The 19,740-nt window shown below is 67.2% G+C and carries 16 protein-coding genes; 10 read left to right on the top strand and 6 right to left on the bottom strand.

The window, feature by feature from the left end:
* Positions 1-32: 32 nt before the first annotated feature.
* The 4 genes from AC1Q7Q_RS25675 to AC1Q7Q_RS25660 all read left to right on the top strand — a co-directional run bounded on the left by AC1Q7Q_RS25675 (position 33) and on the right by AC1Q7Q_RS25660 (position 4,677).
* Entirely contained in the window at positions 33-1,304 is a 1,272-nt protein-coding gene (locus tag AC1Q7Q_RS25675) for an SfnB family sulfur acquisition oxidoreductase (protein ID WP_492371246.1), read from the top strand.
* Between the two features lies 1 nt (position 1,305).
* Positions 1,306-2,556: an SfnB family sulfur acquisition oxidoreductase gene (locus tag AC1Q7Q_RS25670; RefSeq protein ID WP_492371245.1), complete on the top strand. Its 1,251-nt coding sequence runs from the start codon at positions 1,306-1,308 to the stop codon at positions 2,554-2,556.
* Positions 2,556-3,917 (top strand): LLM class flavin-dependent oxidoreductase, encoded by a 1,362-nt coding sequence (locus tag AC1Q7Q_RS25665; RefSeq protein ID WP_492371244.1) that lies wholly within the window; start codon positions 2,556-2,558, stop codon positions 3,915-3,917. Before AC1Q7Q_RS25670 ends, AC1Q7Q_RS25665 begins: the two co-directional genes overlap by 1 nt.
* A 349-nt stretch (positions 3,918-4,266) precedes the next feature.
* Positions 4,267-4,677, top strand: a complete 411-nt coding sequence (locus AC1Q7Q_RS25660) for a CBS domain-containing protein (RefSeq protein ID WP_477134584.1) — start codon at positions 4,267-4,269, stop codon at positions 4,675-4,677.
* Positions 4,678-4,740: 63 nt separating this feature from the next.
* On the opposite strand, the gene AC1Q7Q_RS25655 is transcribed toward AC1Q7Q_RS25660, so the two are convergent.
* The 6 genes from AC1Q7Q_RS25655 to groES all read right to left on the bottom strand — a co-directional run bounded on the left by AC1Q7Q_RS25655 (position 4,741) and on the right by groES (position 12,758).
* Entirely contained in the window at positions 4,741-6,834 is a 2,094-nt protein-coding gene (locus AC1Q7Q_RS25655) for a HEAT repeat domain-containing protein (protein WP_492371243.1), read from the bottom strand.
* 364 nt (positions 6,835-7,198) lie between these two features.
* Positions 7,199-8,407 carry an acyl-CoA dehydrogenase family protein gene (locus AC1Q7Q_RS25650; RefSeq protein WP_492371242.1) on the bottom strand — a complete coding sequence of 403 codons (1,209 nt, stop codon included), beginning with the start codon at positions 8,405-8,407 and terminating at the stop codon, positions 7,199-7,201.
* Between the two features lie 145 nt (positions 8,408-8,552).
* Entirely contained in the window at positions 8,553-9,701 is a 1,149-nt protein-coding gene (ssuD, locus tag AC1Q7Q_RS25645) for an FMNH2-dependent alkanesulfonate monooxygenase (RefSeq protein ID WP_492371241.1), read from the bottom strand.
* Between the two features lie 17 nt (positions 9,702-9,718).
* Complete coding sequence (msuE, locus tag AC1Q7Q_RS25640) at positions 9,719-10,285, bottom strand: FMN reductase (RefSeq protein WP_492371240.1); 567 nt, start codon at positions 10,283-10,285, stop codon at positions 9,719-9,721.
* A gap of 471 nt (positions 10,286-10,756) precedes the next feature.
* Complete coding sequence (gene groL / locus AC1Q7Q_RS25635) at positions 10,757-12,394, bottom strand: chaperonin GroEL (protein WP_492371239.1); 1,638 nt, start codon at positions 12,392-12,394, stop codon at positions 10,757-10,759.
* Positions 12,395-12,467: 73 nt separating this feature from the next.
* Positions 12,468-12,758 (bottom strand): co-chaperone GroES, encoded by a 291-nt coding sequence (gene groES, locus AC1Q7Q_RS25630; protein ID WP_492371238.1) that lies wholly within the window; start codon positions 12,756-12,758, stop codon positions 12,468-12,470.
* A gap of 355 nt (positions 12,759-13,113) precedes the next feature.
* Here groES and AC1Q7Q_RS25625 point away from each other — a divergent pair, with 355 nt between their 5' ends.
* The 6 genes from AC1Q7Q_RS25625 to AC1Q7Q_RS25600 are packed head-to-tail and all read left to right on the top strand — an operon-like array spanning position 13,114 to position 18,998.
* Positions 13,114-13,728 (top strand): phosphatase PAP2 family protein, encoded by a 615-nt coding sequence (locus AC1Q7Q_RS25625; protein WP_492371237.1) that lies wholly within the window; start codon positions 13,114-13,116, stop codon positions 13,726-13,728.
* A gap of 2 nt (positions 13,729-13,730) precedes the next feature.
* Positions 13,731-14,393 (top strand): ABC transporter ATP-binding protein, encoded by a 663-nt coding sequence (locus tag AC1Q7Q_RS25620; protein WP_492371280.1) that lies wholly within the window; start codon positions 13,731-13,733, stop codon positions 14,391-14,393.
* Entirely contained in the window at positions 14,390-15,187 is a 798-nt protein-coding gene (locus AC1Q7Q_RS25615; protein ID WP_492371236.1) for an ABC transporter permease, read from the top strand. Before AC1Q7Q_RS25620 ends, AC1Q7Q_RS25615 begins: the two co-directional genes overlap by 4 nt.
* A 41-nt stretch (positions 15,188-15,228) precedes the next feature.
* Positions 15,229-15,900: a response regulator gene (locus tag AC1Q7Q_RS25610; RefSeq protein ID WP_492371235.1), complete on the top strand. Its 672-nt coding sequence runs from the start codon at positions 15,229-15,231 to the stop codon at positions 15,898-15,900.
* Positions 15,897-17,216 (top strand): ATP-binding protein, encoded by a 1,320-nt coding sequence (locus tag AC1Q7Q_RS25605; protein ID WP_492371234.1) that lies wholly within the window; start codon positions 15,897-15,899, stop codon positions 17,214-17,216. Before AC1Q7Q_RS25610 ends, AC1Q7Q_RS25605 begins: the two co-directional genes overlap by 4 nt.
* Before the next feature lie 51 nt (positions 17,217-17,267).
* Positions 17,268-18,998 (top strand): glycosyltransferase family 39 protein, encoded by a 1,731-nt coding sequence (locus AC1Q7Q_RS25600; protein ID WP_492371233.1) that lies wholly within the window; start codon positions 17,268-17,270, stop codon positions 18,996-18,998.
* Positions 18,999-19,740 lie beyond the last annotated feature (742 nt).

The following is a 19,740-nucleotide window of genomic DNA, read 5'->3' as shown; positions in this document are numbered from 1 at the left end:
CCTGACCCGCGCCGACCCGACACACGACTGCCATGACGAAACTGAACGATCTCCCTTCCACACCCATTTGCACACCCATTCCCGCGCCACCGGCACGGCTGCCCGACCCGGAGCGCGTGCGCCGCATCGCCAGCGATGCCGAGGCGCTGCAAGCCGCCCGCGAGCTTGCAGCGGTATTCGCCGACGGCGCCTCCGAGCGGGACCGCGAACGCCGCCTTCCCTGGGACGAGCTGGACCGCTGGTCCGAAAGCGGCCTGGGCGGCATGACCGTGCCGCGCGAGTACGGCGGCGCCGATGTGTCCTACGCCACGCTGGCCGAAGTCTTCACCATCCTCTGCGCTGCCGACCCGGCGCTCGGCCAGATCCCGCAGAACCACTTCGGCTTGCTGGGCGTGCTGCGCGAAATCGGCAGCGAATCGCAGAAACGCCGCTTCTATGGCGAGGTACTGACCGGCGCGCGCCTGGGCAACGCCGGTCCCGAGCGCCGCTCCGAGACCAGCCAGACCATCCTCCAAGGCACCACGCGGCTCACCGGAACCGCCCAGGGCCTGCGGCTCAACGGCCAACGCTTCTACGCCACGGGCGCGCTGTTCGCGCATCGCGTTCCCGCACGGGCGCTCGACGACCAGGGCCGCAGCGTGCAGGTGTGGACGCCGCGCGAGGTGCGCGGCCTGCGCATCGTCGACGACTGGTCCTCCTTCGGCCAGCGCACCACGGCCAGCGGGAGCGTGGTGTTCGACAACGTGCCGGTGGCGCCCGAGGACGTGTTGCCGATCTGGCAGCTGGCCGACCGTCCGGGCCTGTATGGCCCCACCTCGCAACTGATCCAGGCCGCCATCGACCAGGGCATCGCCGAGGCTGCGCTGGCCGATGCCATCGCCTTCGTGCGCCAGTACGCCCGCCCGTGGATCGACTCCGGTCTGGAGCACGCCACGCAAGACCCCTACATCATCCAGGACGTCGGCCGCCTGCAGATCGACGTGCACGCCGCGCGCGAAGTGCTGCTGGAAGCCGGCCGCACGCTTGACGCGATCGCCGCGCGGCCACTGGATGCCGAAGCCAGCGCGCGCGCCTCCGTGGCAGTGGCCGAGGCCAAGGTGCTGACCACCGAGATCGCCCTGGAAGCCAGCCAGAAGCTGTTCGAACTCGCCGGCTCGTCCGCCACGCGCGCCAAGCACAACCTGGACCGCCACTGGCGCAACGCGCGCGCCCACACGCTGCACGACCCGGTGCGCTGGAAAACCCACCTGATCGGCAACTACCACCTTAACCACGTGCTGCCCGCGCGCCACTCCTGGAACTGATATGTCCGTGCTCCTCTCCCCGGTTCCCACCGATAGCCGTCCCGCGCCAGCCGCACCGCCCGCCCAGCCGCCCGAACTGATCCGCGACGACGCCCACGCCATCCTGAGCGCGCGCCAGCTCGCAGCCCGGTTTGCCCCCGAGGCGGCATTGCGCGACCGCGAGCGCCGCCTGCCCTGGGCCGAGCTGGACGCCTTCAGCGCCAGCGGCCTGTGGGGCATCACGGTGCCGCGCGAATACGGCGGCCCCGGCGTGTCCAACGTCACGCTCGCCGAGGTCATTGCCACCATTTCCGCCGCGGACGGCTCGCTCGGGCAGATCCCGCAAAACCATTTCTACGCGTTGGAAGTGCTGCGTGTGGGCGGCAGCGAGGCGCAAAAGCGCTTCTTCTACGAGCGTGCACTCGCCGGCGAGCGCTTTGGCAACGCCCTTGCCGAAATCGGTCACAAGGACTTCAAGCGCCGCACCCGGCTGGCGCCGGACGGCGACGGCTGGCGCGTGGACGGCAAGAAGTTCTATTGCACAGGCGCGCTCTTCGCCCACTGGATCCCCACGCTGGTGGTAGCCGAGGAGCAAGGGCGCGAGGTCACCTACCTGGCTTTTGTGCCGCGCCGCGCCGAAGGCGTGTCCATCGTCGACGACTGGGACGGCTTCGGCCAGCGCGTCACCGGCAGCGGCTCGGTGTCCTTCGACAACGTGCGGGTCGAGGCCGAATGGGTAGTGCCCTTCCTGGCCTCCTTTGAACAGCCGACCACCATCGGCCCCGTAGCGCAGCTCCTGCACGCGGCGATCGACCTCGGCATTGGCCGCGCCGCCTTCGAAGCCACCCTGCCCTTCGTACGCGAGCGCGCCCGCCCCTGGGCGGACGCCGGCGTGCAACGCGCCAGCGACGACCCGCTGACGATCCACCAGGTTGGCGAGGTCTCGGTTAGGCTGCGCGCAGCCGAAGCGCTGGTGCGCCGCGCCGGGCGCATCGTCGATGCCGCCCAGTTGGCCCCCACCGAACGCAGCGTGGCAGAGGCCTCCATCGCCGTGGCAGAGGCGCGCGCACTGACCACCACGGCATCGCTGCTGGCGGGCAGCAAGCTGTTCGAGCTGGGCGGCACCGCCGCCACGCTGGATCACCTGGGCCTGGACCGCTTCTGGCGCAATGCCCGCACCCACACCCTGCACGACCCGGTGCGCTGGAAGTACCACGCCGTCGGCAACTTCTACCTCAACGACCGGCTCCCGACCCGGCATGGAGCGCTGTAATGGCACGCAAGGAAATCCTGCTCAACGCCTTCAACATGAACTGCGCCGGGCATATCAACCACGGCCTATGGACGCACCCGCGCGACCGCTCGGCTGACTACAACACCCTGACGTACTGGACCGGCCAGGCGCGCACGCTGGAGCGCGGCTTGTTCGACGGGCTCTTTATCGCCGATATCGTCGGCGTCTACGATGTGTACCAGGGCAATGTGGACGTGACGCTGCGCGAGTCGATCCAGCTGCCGGTCAACGATCCGCTGCTACTGGTGCCTGCGATGGCCGCTGTCACGCAGCACCTTGGCTTCGGCGTCACCGTGAACCTGACCTACGAGCAGCCCTACCTGCTGGCGCGCCGCTTCTCCACGCTGGACCACCTGACGCGCGGACGCGTTGGCTGGAACATCGTCACCGGCTACCTGGACAGCGCCGCGCGCGCCATGGGCCTCGCCGGCCAGATCGCGCACGACGAGCGCTACGACCGCGCGGACGAATACCTGGAGGTGCTCTACAGGCTCTGGGAAGGCAGCTGGGAGGACGATGCGGTGCGGCGCGACAAGGCCGCCCGCGTGTTCGCCGATCCGCGCAAGGTACATAAGGTCAGGCACGAGGGCAAGTACTACAAGGTCGATGGCTATCACCTGGCCGAGCCCTCGCCGCAGCGCACGCCGGTGCTGTTCCAGGCCGGCAGCTCCGGGCGCGGCCAGCAGTTTGCCGCGCGCCATGCCGAGTGCGTGTTCATCTCGCCACCCAGCAAGGAAGCCGCCCGCCATACCGTGAGGGCACTGCGCGACCAACTGGTGGCCGCCGGACGCAGGCCGGATGACATCAAGATCTTTGCCGGCACCGCCGTGGTACCGGGCAAGACTGCTGCAGAAGCCCGCCAGAAGCACGCCGAGTACAAGGACTACGCCAGCCGCGAAGCCGGCCTGGCGCACTTTGCCGCGAGCACGGGCGTGGATTTCGGCCGCTATGACCTCGACGCGCCGGTGGACTACGGCGGCGGCAACGCCATCGAGTCGGCCACGCGCACCGCGCAGCAGCATGGGTGGACCCGGCGCAAGCTGCTGGAGCTGTTCGAACTTGGCGGCCGCTATCCCGCCATCGTGGGCGACGCGCAGCAGGTTGCGGATGAACTACAATCCTGGGTGGACGAGACCGGCATCGACGGATTCAACCTCAGCCGCACCGTGGTGCCGGAGAGCTACGAGGACTTCGTGGACCTGGTGGTGCCCGAGTTGCAGAATCGCGGCATCTACAAGACGGCCTATGCCGAAGGCAGCCTGCGCAAGAAGCTGTTCGCCGAAGACGATCGGCTGCCGGCGCGGCACGCGGCGGCGGGATTTCGCCATGGCCGGGACTGAGCCCCGCGCACCCCATTGAAGGCACCGAAGGCACGCAAGGGCGAGGAATCCCCCCGGAACACCTCGCATCGAGGCGCTGTCCAGCGGGCTCAGCCGGTCGCGCCGAATGGCCGCAATATGCTCGCCAAGGGCCCCTCCCAACTGCTATCGGCATGCACCTGGCGCCAGGCAGCGGTACATACAGAAATACAAGCCCCCCCGATAGTAGGGTCAAGTTTTCCCCCAGGGGGTCGATAGAAAAGACCACGGCTTCAGTCTGTGACCGGCCAGGCGCGCGCATGCGCATGCGGATCGCTTACGATCATAGGAAAAGACAAACATGGAGCTAGTAGTGAGTATCGATAGCATCATGTCCAAAAAGCTCGTCACCGTCGTGTTCGACGACACGTTGGCAACGATCAAGAATATCTTCGACGAGGCCAAGTTCCACCACGTGCTCGTCGTAGAGGACGGAAAGCTGCATGGTGTTGTATCGGACCGCGATCTGCTGCGCGCGATGAGCCCGTTTATAGGCAGCACGGTAGAGTCGGCCAGGGACGTCAATACCCTCAAGAAGCGCGTGCACCAGATCATGACGCGCAAGCCGGTAACGCTGCGCCCCGAGGCCGGGATTGCTGATGCCATTGCACTATTTCTTGCCCACCAGGTCTCGTGCATTCCCATCGTCGACGAGCAGTTCCGGCCGGTTGGCATCGTGAGCTGGCGGGACATTCTGCGATCGTTGGCGGCAAGTTCCACGCCGCCGGATAGCGCCGCCTAGGAAAGACATGGCATCCGAGATATCCGGGCGGGGAGTACTGTCCTCCCCCTTGCAGGGCGGCCGCTACGCGTAGTGCACCGTTCCGATGCCGACGCGACGGGATCCGCCAGCCTCGTCGGGCATCGGGTCGCTTTCGAGTGCCTCGATCGCCTCCTCCAGCGCTTGCCTCACATCCTCGCGCCGTTTCGGCAGAGCCGATAGCAGGTCGCGCAGTTCGGACACATCGCAGATCTCGGCCAGCGCCTGGACAGCCTGCTGCCGCACATGGGGATCGCTGTCGCCAAAGCTGCCCGTCAGCAGCGGCAGCACCTTGCCGGGCGTGAAGAAGCTCAGCGCCCAGACGACCCGGCGCCGGACATCCGGCGAAGGCTCCCGCTTGAGCCGCGACGCCAATGGCGGAACCGCGTCATCGTCACCGATGGCCGCCAGCGCCAACGCCGCCTCGCCACGCACCGCATCGTCGTCATCACTCAGCAGCCCAAGCAGCAACGGCATCGCGCGCGGATCGGGTTGCTCCCGCAAGGCTTCGACGAGGCCAGCGCGCGCATCTGCCTGCGCGGTGGCGAGCACGTCGATCAGGTGCGCAATGGCTGCGGGGTCGCCATGCCGCGTCAGCGACTTCGCCAGCGCCCCCTTTACTTGTGCATCCGCATCTGGGGCGCGCAGAAAGGCCAGTGCTTCCGGCGGTGTGACGGCACCATCGGGGAGCCAGAGTGCTTCGGCTGCGCACTGCTGAACGCGCCGGCTCGGATCCTGGAGGCAACCCAGGATCAGGGCGGCATGGTGCTTCGCGTCGATGCGGCTGATGGCCTCGATGATCTTGCACCGAACCTCGTCGTCGCCGTCGCGCAGCGCACCGGCAAGAAACGGGACGGCCCGCGCATCGCGCAAGCTGGCGAGCGCGTCGCAGACGCTGCGCCTGACGTTCGGCTCGGCATCGCTCAGCGCACGGCAGAGGCTTTGCAGCGTGGCCGTGGTGTCGGGATGCGCCTCCCACGGGAGGCTGCCGAGCGAGTCAGCGGCGCGCTCCCTGAATTCCGGGTCGGGATCCTGCAGGGCCGCACGCAATGCCGGCAGCGCGTCAAAGTCGTTGTTGTCGCCCAAAGCCCAGAGCACCGCCCAGCGGACCCGACGTGTCTCGGCAGGATTGTTGAGCGCGTCAATCAGATGCTGCGTGGCGCCCGCGTGCCGCATCTCGCCCAGCGCATTGACCGCGTAATAACGGACCTCTTCGTCCGGATCGCTGAAGATGCGGTCGGCGAGGGTGTCGATGGCTTGATGCACCTGCATCGAACCCAGCGCGATGACGGCCTGCAGCCGCACGCCAGCCACCTCGTCGTTTGCCGCAAGCATGAGCGCCGGGATGGCCTCCGGCGACGAAAACCGCAAGGCTTCGGCTGCCGTTTCCCGGACGATTGCCGAGGTGTCGGACAAAGCGGCCAAGAATACGATGCACAACGCCGGCCCCGCCTCGACGCCGGCGCACTCCCTGAGCGCGGATAGTACCGTGGCCCGTACACCCTCGTCGCTGTCGTTGACGGCCGCGCGCAGATCCGGGATCAGGTCGGCACACTGTAATTCACCGAGCATGGCGGCGGCAGAGGCGCGCACCCCGGCGTCCTGATCGTGGCGCAGGCGGTCTTTCAGTGCCTCGACTGCCGGCTCCGTGCGAAAGACGCCGAGCGCCAGGACGGCTTGCCTGCGGACCTCGGCACTGGCGTCATCGAGCGCCTTCACGAGCGCATGCACGAGCGCATGCACGTGCTTCGGCGACTGGCTCGCCAGGGCTGCCGCCGCGGCCGCCCGGATCGACGCGTCAGGGTCGCCCGCCAGCGCCCGATGCACGGCCTGCGCCACTTGCGCATGCGTCTCCATGTCGTAGTGCCCGAGCGCATGGATCGCGCTGGCGCGGATGTACGGGTCCTGGTCCCGCGCTGCGGCCAGCAACGGCGCAACGAACGCATCGGCCACCCCCGGATCGGTGAGGCTGACGTTCGCACCGCGCCGCTCGTCAGGGGGCTGCGTCCTCAAGGACGCGATCAGGTCTTCGATTTCGCTCGGCGCACGCATTCCTTCTCCGGCCGAATCGTCAGCAGCGGCATCTCGATGGCCAGCAAGGGCCGCTTTCATGCGCATCATCAGTGCCTTCAGCCGCATGTGCCGGCCCCCGGACCTTCCCACGTGTCGTAGTCCGCAACCGGCAACGCGCGCGGTTGCCGCCCGTCGAGCAGCGCATCGGACGCGCAGTCAATGCGCCGGATTTCCTTGATATCTCTCATGATGTCCATCGCGATGCGTAAGCTTCCCTCCCCATTGCACGGTCGCGAGGCCTACGCCTTGTTCGCCTGCCGTTCGCCTGCCGTTCGCCAGCTTGACGGATTGGTGACCAGCTCGCCCGTCGCCCGGCACACACTGCTCGCTTCGAGCCTCAACGCAACCATTTCGCGTCGAACCGGCGCGACACGTTATCACAGGCGCATCGTGCATCTCAAGTGCAGGCGCAACCCGGCAATGTGGACAATCAGGCCGCCTTCGCCCCAACCGACCAGTAGTAAGTCGGCGCCGTGCCGTTGATGACGTGATCGCCGACAACTCTGCCCTTGTAGAGGGTCGGATTATGCGAAGCCAGTGTCCGCGCATTGCGCCAGTGGCGGTCCAGCCGGCGGTCTTCATCCAGCGCGGAAGCGCCGCCGATGTCGAACAGCCGCGTGGCCGCCGCCAGCACCTGGTCCGCGATGCCGACCTGCGCCTTGGCGGTACGCAACTCCACGTCGTCCAGCAAGCCGACCGGAACGGCTTCGCCCCGCTGGCGCAGGCGATCGATCTCGCCAAGGCCTTGCGCCACGGCTGCGACGGCGGCAGCCGCAACGAACGCCGTGCCGGCAAGCTGGCCCACCACCTGCTGCACCAGCGGATCCTCGGCTGGCGTGCGTGCGCTGCCGTGGCTGTACACCCGCTTGCGCGCGCGCACAAAGGCGGCCGCGTCGCGCTCGATGGCCCGGGCGATGCCGGCCAGCGTCGCCAGATGCACCAGCTGGAAGTAAGCCGTGATGGATGTGGGCACATTGCGCGGGAAGCTCAGCACCTGTTCGCCGGACACCGCCACATCGCGAAAGCGTGTCGTGCCGGAGCCGGTGAGGCGCTGGCCAAAACCCCGCCAGTCGTCGATGCGGTCGATGCCCGGCGCATTGGCCGGCACCAGCACATAAACCGGATCGGCACTGCCCTCGCGGCTGGCGCTGACGGCAATCCAGTCGGCATAGAGCGTGCCTGTGCTGTAGAACTTCTCGCCGTCGAGCCGCCAGCCTTCGCCATCCGGCGACAAGGTGGTCTTGTGCTTGCCTGGCGCGCCGTCGCCAAGCTCGGTAGTGGCGTTGCCGAAGATCGCGCCCTGCGCGACGAGCTGCAGCCAGCGCTCCCGCAGTTCTGGCGCTATCTCCGCATAGAGCCGCTCGACAAAGCCAAAATGCGCGCGCAGGATCTGCGGCAAGTTGGAATCCGCTTCGCCCAGCTCGATCAGCAGTTCGAACAATTGCTCGACCGACGCGCCCAGCCCGCCGAGCGCCACCGGGACGCGCAAGGCGCCGAAGCCGGCATCGCGCAGCAGGGCGACCGCATCGAAAGCAAGCTCGCGCTCCTGTTCGCGCTGGGCCGCGCGTTCGGCGATCTGCGCAAAGATCGGGCGGAAGCGCGCAAAGAGATCCGCCTGGGAAGGATTGAGTTCTGGCATGCGTTTGTTGTCTGGGTTTAGATAGCGATGGCAAACACGGGAGGCTCGCCAGCGGCGGCATCTGGCTCTTCCGGCTCGCCGGGCTTGGGCCGGCTCTCCCGCAGCTCGCCGATCTGGATCAGGCGCGAGCGCGTGAGGTTGCGGCTCAGGCCGCAGCCTTCCTGCCCGGCAGCACGTCGTTGGCGATCATCTCGCCGAACGGCCCCGTCAGGTTGGTGGCGCCGCCGCGGCCCAGGCTGGCGTACGGCTCCGGCAGCAACGGGAACACCAGTTCGGCGAAGCGGTACGCTTCCTCCAGGTGCGGGTAGCCCGAGAAGATAAAGCTCTCGATGCCAAGATCCGCGTATTCCTGGATCCGTGCGGCCACTTCCTGTGGATTGCCCACCAGCGCGGTGCCGGCACCGCCGCGCACCAGGCCCACGCCGGCCCAGAGGTTGGGATAGATCTCCAGCTGGTCGCGGCGGCCGCCGTGCAACGCGGCCATGCGGCGCTGGCCGACGGAATCGAAGCGCGAGAAGGACTTCTGCGCGGCGGCGATCGTTTCGTCCGAGATCTGCGCGATCAGTTCATCGGCGGCCCGCCAGGCTTGCTCGCTGGTACGGCGCACGATCACATGCAGGCGCACGCCAAAACGCACTTTGCGGCCAAGGCGCGCGGCGCGCTCGCGAACATCGGCGATTTTTTGCGCTACGGCCTCGGGCGGTTCGCCCCAGGTCAGGTACACGTCGACCTGCTCGGCTGCCAGGTCGTGCGCTTGCTCGGACGAGCCGCCAAAGTAAAGGGGCGGGTAAGGACGCTGCACCGGCGGATACAGCGCCTTGGCGTTATCCACCTTGATATGCTCGCCATCGAAGTGAACCGCCTCGCCCTCCAGCACGCGGCGCCAGACGCGCAGGAACTCGGCCGATGCCGCGTAGCGCTGGCTGTGGTCGAGGTACAGCCCATCGCCACGATTTTCGTCCGGATCGCCGCCGGTCACGACGTTGATCAGCAGCCGGCCATTGGTAATACGGTCAAGCGTGGCGGCCATGCGCGCCGACACGGTAGGCGAGATGATGCCCGGGCGGATTGCCACCAGGTAGCGCAGGCGCTCCGTCCAGGGCGCCACTGCGGAGGCAATCACCCATGAATCCTCGCAGGAGCGGCCGGTGGGAATCAGCACGCCGTAGTAGCCCAGGTTGTCGGCCGCCTGCGCGATCTGCTTCAGATAGCCCAGCGAAACGGGGCGCGCGCCCTCCGTGGTGCCGAGATAGTGGCCGTCGCCGTGCGTGGGAAGAAACCAGAAGACATTCATTGCCGCGGTTCTCCCCTTCAAGCCGCGCGCTGCAGCGGCAATTTGCGGCTGGCTTCGAACAACGGCGCGCAACGATCCGCGGCCAGGCGGATGCGTTCGGCCAGCGCGGTGCTGCTGACCTGGTCATTGTGGAAATCCCCCGGGCTGCCGTACACGCCGATGGGCAACGTGAGCGCCTGCAGGAAGCCGAACAGCGGCCGCAGCTGATGCTCCAGCACCAGCGCGTGGCGGTCGCTGCCGCCCGTCGCCCCCAGCAACACCGGCTTGTCCACCAGCGCTTCCTGCCCCACCAGGTCGAAAAGGTGCTTGAAGTGGCCGGGATATGAACCGCGATACACCGGCGCGGCCACCACCAGCAGGTCCGCGGACTCGATGGCGACCAGTTCGTTTTCAATCTCGGCCGGCAGCTCTGCGCGCGACAGCGCCGCGCCCAGCGGACGCGCGATATCGCCGAGGTTGACGATATGGCTTTGCAAAAGCAGCCGGCTATCCAGTTCCGTGAGCAGTGCCTGCACGAGCGCGAGCGTGCGCGAGGGCTGCTGCGCGCTGCCGTTGACGGCGACCACTTTCAGCGGTGTAGCCATGGGAAGAACCTCCTGTCGATATCGATGGTTTGTGGATTCACGCGCGGGGCGCATTTCGTTGCCGGCAATGCATCAGGCAAGAAGCAAGCCCGCGTGAATTGCCATGTTCTTTGCCTGTGCGCCATTCCTGGCACGGATCCGCGCCGTTCTCCCAGAGCACACTGCTGATGATGCAACTGCGTGGAGATGGGGGGCGTTGCCACCGCAGCCGTCTTAGGCAAGCGCTTACAAGCCCCTCACGATAGCGCAACGGAATTGGCCGTCGAAGGATGAATTTCGTCTATATATAGACACGCGAAACGCATATAGGCATGCAAGCTTTGCATCCCCGCCAGGACCCTGCAGAGAGTGCCGAAGATTGGTGCTGCTCCAGCCCGAATGCGCAGCGGCGATGCATGCAAAGCGAAGGGGGCCCCGCTTGCGGGACCCCCTTCGTTCATGCCTTGCCGGACGCGTCTTCATCCAACGGCCTCAGAAATCCAGTCCACCGCCTCCGCCAGCCGCGCCCTGCGCGCCGAGCTGTCCCTCATCCTTCGGCAGTTCGACGATCGCAGCATCCGTGGTAAGGATCAGGCCTGCCACCGAAGCGGCATTCTGCAAAGCGGTGCGTGTGACCTTGGTCGGGTCAACCACACCACCTTCCACCAGGTCACCATATTCTCCCGTCGCCGCGTTGTAGCCAAAATTGCCCGTCCCTTCGGCCACGCGCGCTACCACCACGCTGGCCTCTTCGCCGGCGTTGGCAACAATCTGGCGCAACGGCTCCTCCAGTGCCCGCAGCACGATCTTGATGCCTGCCTGCTGGTCCGGGTTGATGCCCGTCAGATCCTTGATGGCCTGGCGCGCACGAATCAGCGCTACGCCGCCGCCGGCCACGATGCCCTCTTCCACCGCGGCACGCGTGGCGTGCAGCGCGTCTTCCACGCGGGCTTTCTTCTCCTTGACCTCGACTTCCGTGGCGCCGCCGACCTTGAGCACTGCCACCCCGCCGGCCAGTTTGGCCACGCGCTCCTGCAGCTTCTCGCGGTCATAGTCGGAGCTGGCCTCGTCGATCTGGGTGCGGATACGCTTGACCCGCGCCTGGATCTGCGCGGCGTCGCCGGCGCCATCGATGATGATGGTGTTCTCCTTGCCGATTTCCACGCGCCCCGCCTGGCCCAGTTGCTCCAGCGCGATCTTTTCCAGAGACAGCCCGACCTCTTCCGACACCACCTGGCCGCTGGTCAGGATCGCGATGTCTTCCAGCAGTGCCTTGCGGCGGTCGCCAAAGCCGGGGGCCTTGACCGCGGCGGCCTTCAGGATGCCGCGGATATTGTTGACCACCAGCGTGGCGAGTGCCTCGCCCTCCACGTCCTCGGCCACGATCAGCAGCGGACGTCCGGCCTTGGCCACCTGCTCCAGCACGGGCAGCAGGTCGCGGATGCTGGAGATCTTCTTGTCCACCAGCAGCAGGTAGGGTTGCTCGAGCACCGCCACCTGCTTGTCGGGGTTGTTGATGAAATACGGCGACAGGTAGCCACGGTCGAACTGCATGCCCTCCACCACTTCGAGCTCGTCTTCCAGCGACTTGCCGTCTTCCACCGTGATCACGCCTTCCTTGCCGACCCGGTCGATGGCCTGGGCGATACGCTCGCCGATGGCGCTTTCGCCGTTGGCGGAGATGGTGCCGACCTGCGCGATCTCGCGGCTGGTGGTGGTGGGCTTGCTGATGCGGCGCAGCTCTTCAATGGCCGCCGTCACCGCCTTGTCGATGCCGCGCTTCAGGTCCTGCGGATTGAGCCCGGCCGCGACGTACTTGACGCCCTCCCGCACGATGGCCTGCGCCAGTACGGTAGCGGTGGTGGTGCCGTCGCCGGCGTTATCGCTGGTGCGGGAAGCGACCTCCTTGACCAGCTGCGCGCCGATGTTCTGCAGCTTGTCCTTGAGCTCGATCTCCTTGGCCACGGAGACGCCGTCCTTGGTCACGGTAGGGCTGCCGAAGCTGCGCTCCAGCACCACGTTGCGGCCCTTGGGGCCCAGCGTCACCTTGACCGCATTGGCGAGAATATTGACGCCTTCGACCACCTTGGCGCGGGCCACGTCGCTGAACACTACATCTTTTGCTGCCATTGCTGTCTGTCCTGTCTTGATTGTCGGGTTCGTTCGGGAAACACTGGATCGATGCTGGCGGACACGCGGCGATTCAGCGCTCGACCACCGCCAGGATGTCTTCCTCGCGCAGCACCAGGAGTTCGTCGCCGTCGACCTTCACCGCCTGGCCTGCATACTTGCCGAACAGCACCCGGTCGCCCGCGCGCAGGTCCAGTGCAATGCGTTCGCCGGCTTCGTTGCGCCGGCCCGGGCCGACGGCGATCACCTCGCCCTGGTCCGGCTTTTCGGCGGCGCTGTCGGGAATGACGATGCCGGATTGCGTGCGGGTTTCGTTGTCGGACCGTTTGACGAGAACGCGGTCGTGCAGTGGGCGAAGGCTCATGCTGGCTCCAGAAGGAAAGGAAGAGAGAAGTTCGTTGGCGGCGGATGCCAGTGCCGACGGTGGCACTGCGGGCTGGCAATCAGCACTCGATGCCGGTGAGTGCTGAGTATAGAAAGCACCGCCATGCGCGGCCAACTGATCGTTTCGCATTTGCTTAGAATGCGCGCCTGACAGCGCGCCTGACGTGGCGAGCACATCGGGTTCCCACCCACGCTGCCTTGCGCGACCCGCATGATTTACCCGGGTCCACGACGTCGGCATGGAGCGGGCCGGGCACGGCCAGCCGGCCAGCCTTAAGCGTTTCTTAAGCCGTTGTGCCCTATCCTTGCCGCATCGCCAGAATCCAACGTTCCCGATGCCGACGCTCCTTGCCCTGAACCTCACGCTGTTCCAGCGCCTGAACGCCCCCGCTGGGCTGTCTGGCGCCGGCCTCTGGGTGGCCGCTTTCCTTGCCGAGGGACTGATCGCAGCCGCGCCGCTGGTGCTGGCCGCGGGCTGGCTGCGCGCGCGGCCGGGTGAGCGCCAGATGGTGACGAGCGCACTGGCGGCCGTGGCGCTGGGCGGGCTCTGCTCGACCCTGTTCGGCCTGCTGCTGCCGATGCCGCGGCCCTTCATGGCGGGCGTCGGGCATACCTACCTGGCGCATGCCGCCGACCCCTCCTTCCCGAGCGACCACGTCACGCTGCTGGCCACGCTGGCCTTCGTCCTGCTGCGCGCGCCCGGCAGGGCCCAGCGCCTGAGCGGTACCGGCTTGCTGGTAGCCGCGGCACTAACGGGCTGGGCCCGCGTCTTCCTCGGCGTACACTTTCCACTGGACATCGTCGGCGCATTTGCGATAGCGGCATGCTGCGCGGCCGTGACTACGTCTGCCTTCACGCGCCCGCTGCTTGCCGCTGTCACTGTGCGCGCGGAGCAGCTTTACCGCCACCTGCTGGCCTACCCCATCGCACGCGGATGGCTCAACCCATGACAATGGCTGACACGATGCCGCCCCTTGCCACCGTTGGCGCCCTGCCGTCAACGCGCGGTGCCGACGCCAGCCTGGACATCAGCGGCCTCGAAGGCGCCGGCCGCGGGCCGTTCAGCCTCACCGTCGCGCCCGGCAGTTGCGTGATCCTGTCCGGCGCTTCCGGCGCGGGCAAGAGCCTGCTGCTGCGCATGATTGCCGATCTCGATCCCAATCGCGGGCAGGTCCGGCTAGGCCATACCCCGCGCGAGAGCATGAGCGGTCCGGCCTGGCGGCGCCAGGTCATGTACGTGGCGGCCGAGTCCGGCTGGTGGGGCGACGACGTGCTTGAACATATGACGGACGTGCCGGCTGCCCAGGCGCTGCTGGCGCGGCTGCGCTTGCCCGCGGACATCCTGCAGGCGCCCGTGAGCCGCCTGTCCACCGGCGAGCGCCAGCGCCTCGCGCTGATCCGCGCGCTGGTGCGCCGTCCGCGCTTCCTGCTACTGGATGAGCCAACCTCCGCGCTGGACGCCGAGACCACGCTGGCCGTCGAAGCGCTGCTGCACGACTGCAAGGCACAGGGGCTGGGGCTGCTGATCGTCTCGCACAATCCCGCGCAGGCGGCACGCCTGCAGGACCGGCACTATCGCCTCGGCGCCGCCGGGCTGGAAGCGGTGCCGGCATGAGCCCGATCCCGCTCACAGCCTATGACCTGGCGCTGGCCAGCCTGCTGGTGCTAGCCGGCGCGGGCGCCTCGCTGGTGATGTCGCTGGACGTGCACCGCAACCTGCTCTGGGCCGCCGGCCGCATGGTGGTGCAACTGCTGCTGGTCGGGCTGGTGCTGCGCACGGTGTTTGGCTTGTCGTCGCCGCTGGTGACCGCGTTGACGGTAGCGGCCATGATCGCGGCAGCCGCCCGCGAGGTGGGCAGCCGGCAGGAGCGCCGCCTGGCGGGGCCCTGGCACGCGCTGATCGGCGCCGCCGCCGTGAGCCTGCCGACGCTGCTGGTGACCGTGCTGGCGCTGACCACGGCCTTGCGCCCGACGCCCTGGTACGACGCCCGCCACGCGATCCCGCTGGCCGGCATCATCCTGGGCAATGTGATGAACGCCGCGAGCCTGGCGCTCAATGGCGCCTTTACCGCGGTCTGGCACCAGCGCGCCGCCATCGATGCACGCCTGGCGCTTGGCGACGACCGCCAGGCGGCGCTGCGCGTGATCGTGCGCCAGGCGGTGCGCAGCGGCATGCTGCCCACCATGAACACCATGGCGGCGGCCGGCATCATCACCATGCCAGGCATCATGACCGGCCAGATCCTGGCCGGGATGGACCCGATCGCCGCGGCCCGGTACCAGATCCTGCTGATGTTCCTGCTTGCCGGTGGCAGCATGCTGGGCGTGATCCTGGCCGCCACGCTGGCGGTCCGGCGCCTGACCGACCACCGCCACCGCTTGCGCCTGGACCGGCTGCAACGCCGTTGACCCCAAGGCACCCACTCATCACCAACCAAGGAATCCATGCCATGCGCCTGCTGCTGGTGGAAGACGACCCGATGATCGGCGAAAGCGTAGAGGAAGGCCTGCGGGCCGAAGGCTACGCGGTCGACTGGGTCAGGGATGGCCGCCTCGCCGATGCCGCGCTGGCCGCCAATGCGCCCGGCACCTACGACGCCGTGCTGCTCGACCTTGGCCTGCCCGGCCGCTCCGGCGAGGCGGTGCTGCGGCAACTGCGCGCCCGCGGGCTGGCGCTGCCGGTGCTGATCCTGACCGCGCGCGACGCCACCGCCGACCGCGTGCGCGGCCTGGATGCCGGCGCCGACGATTACATGGTCAAGCCGTTCGACCTCGACGAGCTGTTCGCGCGCATCCGGGCCTTGCTGCGCCGTAGTGCCGGGCGCGTCAGCACCGAGCTGGCGCATGGCCCGGTGCGCCTGGACCCCGCCACGCGCGAGGTGCGCTGCGACGGCGAGATCGTGGCGCTGTCGATGCGCGAGTTCATGGTGCTGCAGGCCTTGATGGAGCAGCCGGGCCACGTTGTGACCCACGAGCGCCTGCGCGAGGCGGTCTACAACATGAATGAGGAAATCAGCAGCAATACAGTGGAAGTCCATATCCATGCGCTGCGCAAGAAGCTTGGCGCCGACTTTATCCGCAATGTGCGCGGTGTCGGCTACAAGCTGGGCGGCCCGGCATGAGAACGATCCGCGCCCAGTTGCTGGCTGGCCTGCTCGGGGCCATGCTCGCATGCGCCCTGGTGGCAGGCGCGGCCGCCTATTTCAAGGTGCGCCGCGAAGCCAACGAGGTCTTCGATGCGCAACTGCAGCAAGCGGCACGCATGTTGCCGACACATCTGGAGCGCGACGCCACGCCGCCGCTGAACGGCAGCGAACTTGACGAGGAGATCGTGGTGCAGGCCTGGGATGTGCAGGGCCGCCAGATCTACGCCTCGCACCCGGTCACGCTGCCGCGCGCGGACCTGCCGGGCTTTCATGACCTGCAGGCGCGCGGCAGCGAATGGCGCATCTATGGCGTGCTCGCCGGGGATCGGTATGTGCAGGCCGCGCAATCGGTCGTGTTCCGCCGCAAGCTGGCGGCCTCGCTGTCGCTTGGCGCGTTGCTGCCCATCCTGGCGCTGGTGCCAGCGCTTGGCTTGCTGATCCACCTGGTGGTCAGGCGCTCGCTACGCCCGGTCGAGGAGATCGCGCGCGCGGTCGGCAGCCGCTCGGCAGATGCGCTGGCGCCGCTGGACGCGCACGGCTGGCCGCCGGAACTGGTGCCGGTGGTGGAAGCCCTCAATGCCCTGCTGGCCCGCCTGCAGCAATCCATGGACACCCAGCGCGCCTTTGTCGCCGACGCCGCGCACGAACTGCGCACGCCGCTCACCGCGCTCAAGCTGCAACTGCAGCTGGCCCTGCGCGCCGACAGCGAAGACAAGCAGAAACTGGCGCTCGCCAAGCTGGGCGAGCGCCTGGACCGCACCACCCACCTGGTGGCGCAGTTGCTGACGCTGGCACGCAGCGAAGACGGCGCCCCTGCCACCCAGGCCCCGCTCGCCGACGTGCGCTTGCGCGATGTGGCGGTGCAGGTGGTGCGCGAGCTGCTGCCTATGGCCGAAGCCAAGGATGTGGACCTCGGCCTGGACGCGAGCGCGCCCGAATGCCGGGTGCGCGGCGTGGGCGGCGATCTCTTCATCCTGCTGCGCAACCTCGCCGACAACGCGATCCGCTACACCAGCCCGGGCGGCCGGGTCGACCTGCGCATCGAATGGCGCAACGGCGCGCCCATGCTGGGCGTGAGCGACAGCGGCCCGGGCATCGCGCCGGCCGAGCGCGACAATGTGTTCCGCCGCTTTCATCGCGGCGACGCCAGCGACGCGCATGGCAGCGGACTCGGCCTGGCGATCGTGCAGAGCATCGCCGCGCGCCATGGCGCCACGGTGTTGCTGGAGGACGGCCCGGCGGGCCGCGGGCTCACGGTGGCCGTGGTATTCCCGGCGCAAAACGGTGCCTGAAAGGCAACGCCGGTCGTGCACGGCTAGACTTCATTCTTATTCGGAGTTCCGATGCATCCCCAATCCGACTCTCGCTCCCCTGCATTCTTCGCCCGGCGGGTGGCCGGCCTGCCGACAGCCCTGTGGCTGCTCGCCGGCCTGCTGATCCTGCTGCTGTGGTTCGGCACGCTAGATTTTCGCCACCTGCTCAGCTCCGATGAAGGCCGCTACGCCGAGATCTCGCGCGAGATGTTCGCCAGCGGGGACTGGGTAACGATCCGCTACAACGCACTCAAGTACTTTGAGAAGCCGCCTTTCCATATGTGGGTGACGGCGCTGTCGTATACCTTGTTCGGCGTGGGCGACTGGCAGGCCCGGCTATGCGTGGCGCTGTCCGGCATGGTTGGCCTCATCGCGTCGATGTTTGCGGCAACGCGCTGGTACGGCATTCGCGCTGGCCTGCTGACCGGCCTGGTGCTGGTGGCCGCGCCGATGTGGAGCGTGGCCTCGCACTTCAACTCGCTGGACATGACGCTGTCCGGCGCCATGGCCTGCGTGCTGGCCTTCATGCTGGTGGCACAGCATCCCGACGCAACGCCTGCGGCCCGCCGCTACTGGATGTGGGCCTGCTGGGTGTCCATGGGCGTGGCGATCCTGAGCAAGGGCCTGGTGGGCATCGCCCTGCCTGGGTTGGTGCTGGTGATTTACACCCTGATCTCGCGCGACTTCGGCCTGTGGCGGCGCCTGCACCTGATCTCCGGCATCGGGCTGATGCTGATCGTCACGGTGCCCTGGTTCTGGCTGGTGTCGGCGCGCAACCCCGAATTCCCGAATTTCTTCTTTATCCACGAGCACTGGCAGCGCTACACCTCGACGGTGCACTCGCGCGGCGGGCCGGTCTGGTACTTCGTGCCATTGCTGGTGGCGGGCTTCGTGCCCTGGCTGGGCCTGGCGCCGCGCATGTGGGAGGTGGTCCGCGACGATGGCGCCGCGGCGCGCGTGGCGACGGTGCGGCGCCTCCGGCCGGCGCTGTTGCTGGCTGTGTGGGCCATCGCCATCTTTATCTTCTTCAGCCTGTCCGGCTCCAAGCTGCCCGGCTATATCGTGCCGGTCTTCCCGGCGCTTGGCATGCTGGCAGCCATGGCGCTGGAGCGCATCGGCGAGCGCGGCTGGCGCCAGCAGCTCAACGCCATGCTGGTGATCATGGCGATCGGGTTGCTGGCCAGCCCGGTGGTGGCCACGCTGCATTCCAACCACACCGCGACCGCCGACTACCGCCGCTACGCGGTCTGGGTGACCGCCGCGTTTGTGGTGATGCTGGCGGGCACGTGGCTGGCGCGCCGGCTGCTGCGCACCCACGGCCTGATGCCGAGCATCGTGGTCTACACGCTAGCGCTGTTCACGGGTTTTACCGGCGCGCTGCTCGGGCACGAATCGATCGGCGGCCCGGCCTCGGGCGCCAGCCTGGTGCCGGCCATCCGGGCGGTGCTCAAGGACGACATGCCGATCTACGGCGTGCGCACGCTGGACCACACCCTGCCGTACTACCTGCGCCACACCACCGTGATGGTGGAACACCCCGACGAACTGGAGTTCGGCACCCAGCAGGAGCCGCAGAAATGGCTGCCCACGCTCGACAGCTTTATCGCCCGCTGGCGCGAGGGGCCACCGGCGCTGGCGATCATGTCCGCCGATACCTACCGCGAGCTGACCGCGCGCCAGGTGCCCATGCACCTGGTTGCGCAAGACCAGCGGCGCATCGTGGTAGCCAATTTCCCGGTGCCGGCTTCGCCTGGCCGCTAAGCGCGGCCAAGACAGATCCAGGACGCCGCAGCATCTAGCTCCTCATGGGTGGCCGACGAAAAACGGTAACGATTGTCATTTGCTATCCGCACCCACCCCTCCCCTTGTTCCACGCGCCGTCTCACGTAAGGTGCCTCCTGTTCCTTGCCGGTGCATCCCCCGCCCGGCGCTACGATTTATCCCGGCCGGTACTGCCGGGACCGGCTACACCAGTGACTTCCCGCATCGATTCCAGGCAAGAAATCGACCTGACATATACCCTGTTTTCGAATTACTTAATCAACGATTCCAATCAAATATGACGGCACGTTCAATAGCACATTTAAGCTGTCAATTTAATAGATCGCCTTACCCCACCAAAGCATGGGACACCATTCCTTGACAGCCACCATCGCTCTTTTTCCGGACGCATACTGATCTGATTCCGTGCACCCTCACGGCCCCTTTCTTCCATCCACCCTTAAAATTCAAACAACAATCATTATCAATACATGCAATATTTCTCGCAGCAATTTGTCAATAACTGCAGATAATTGGGGCGAGAACCTTACGTTTTCATTTCAATGCCCTCCATAATTTTCCTGATCAGGCAGAGTGCCTTTCTTTCCAGTACCGTATGATTGAGCCTCATCGGAATCGACGTGCGCGGACCACGGTGAATGAATCGGGAGTAGCCCATGCAAATGATGTCTTCCCAGTTCAGTGGCTTCCGGTACGAGGAGCCTGCAGCTCCCGTCATCTG

This window comes from Cupriavidus sp. GW823-FHT07A04 (assembly GCF_058794615.1).
This window is presented reverse-complemented; position numbering and strand designations above follow the sequence as displayed.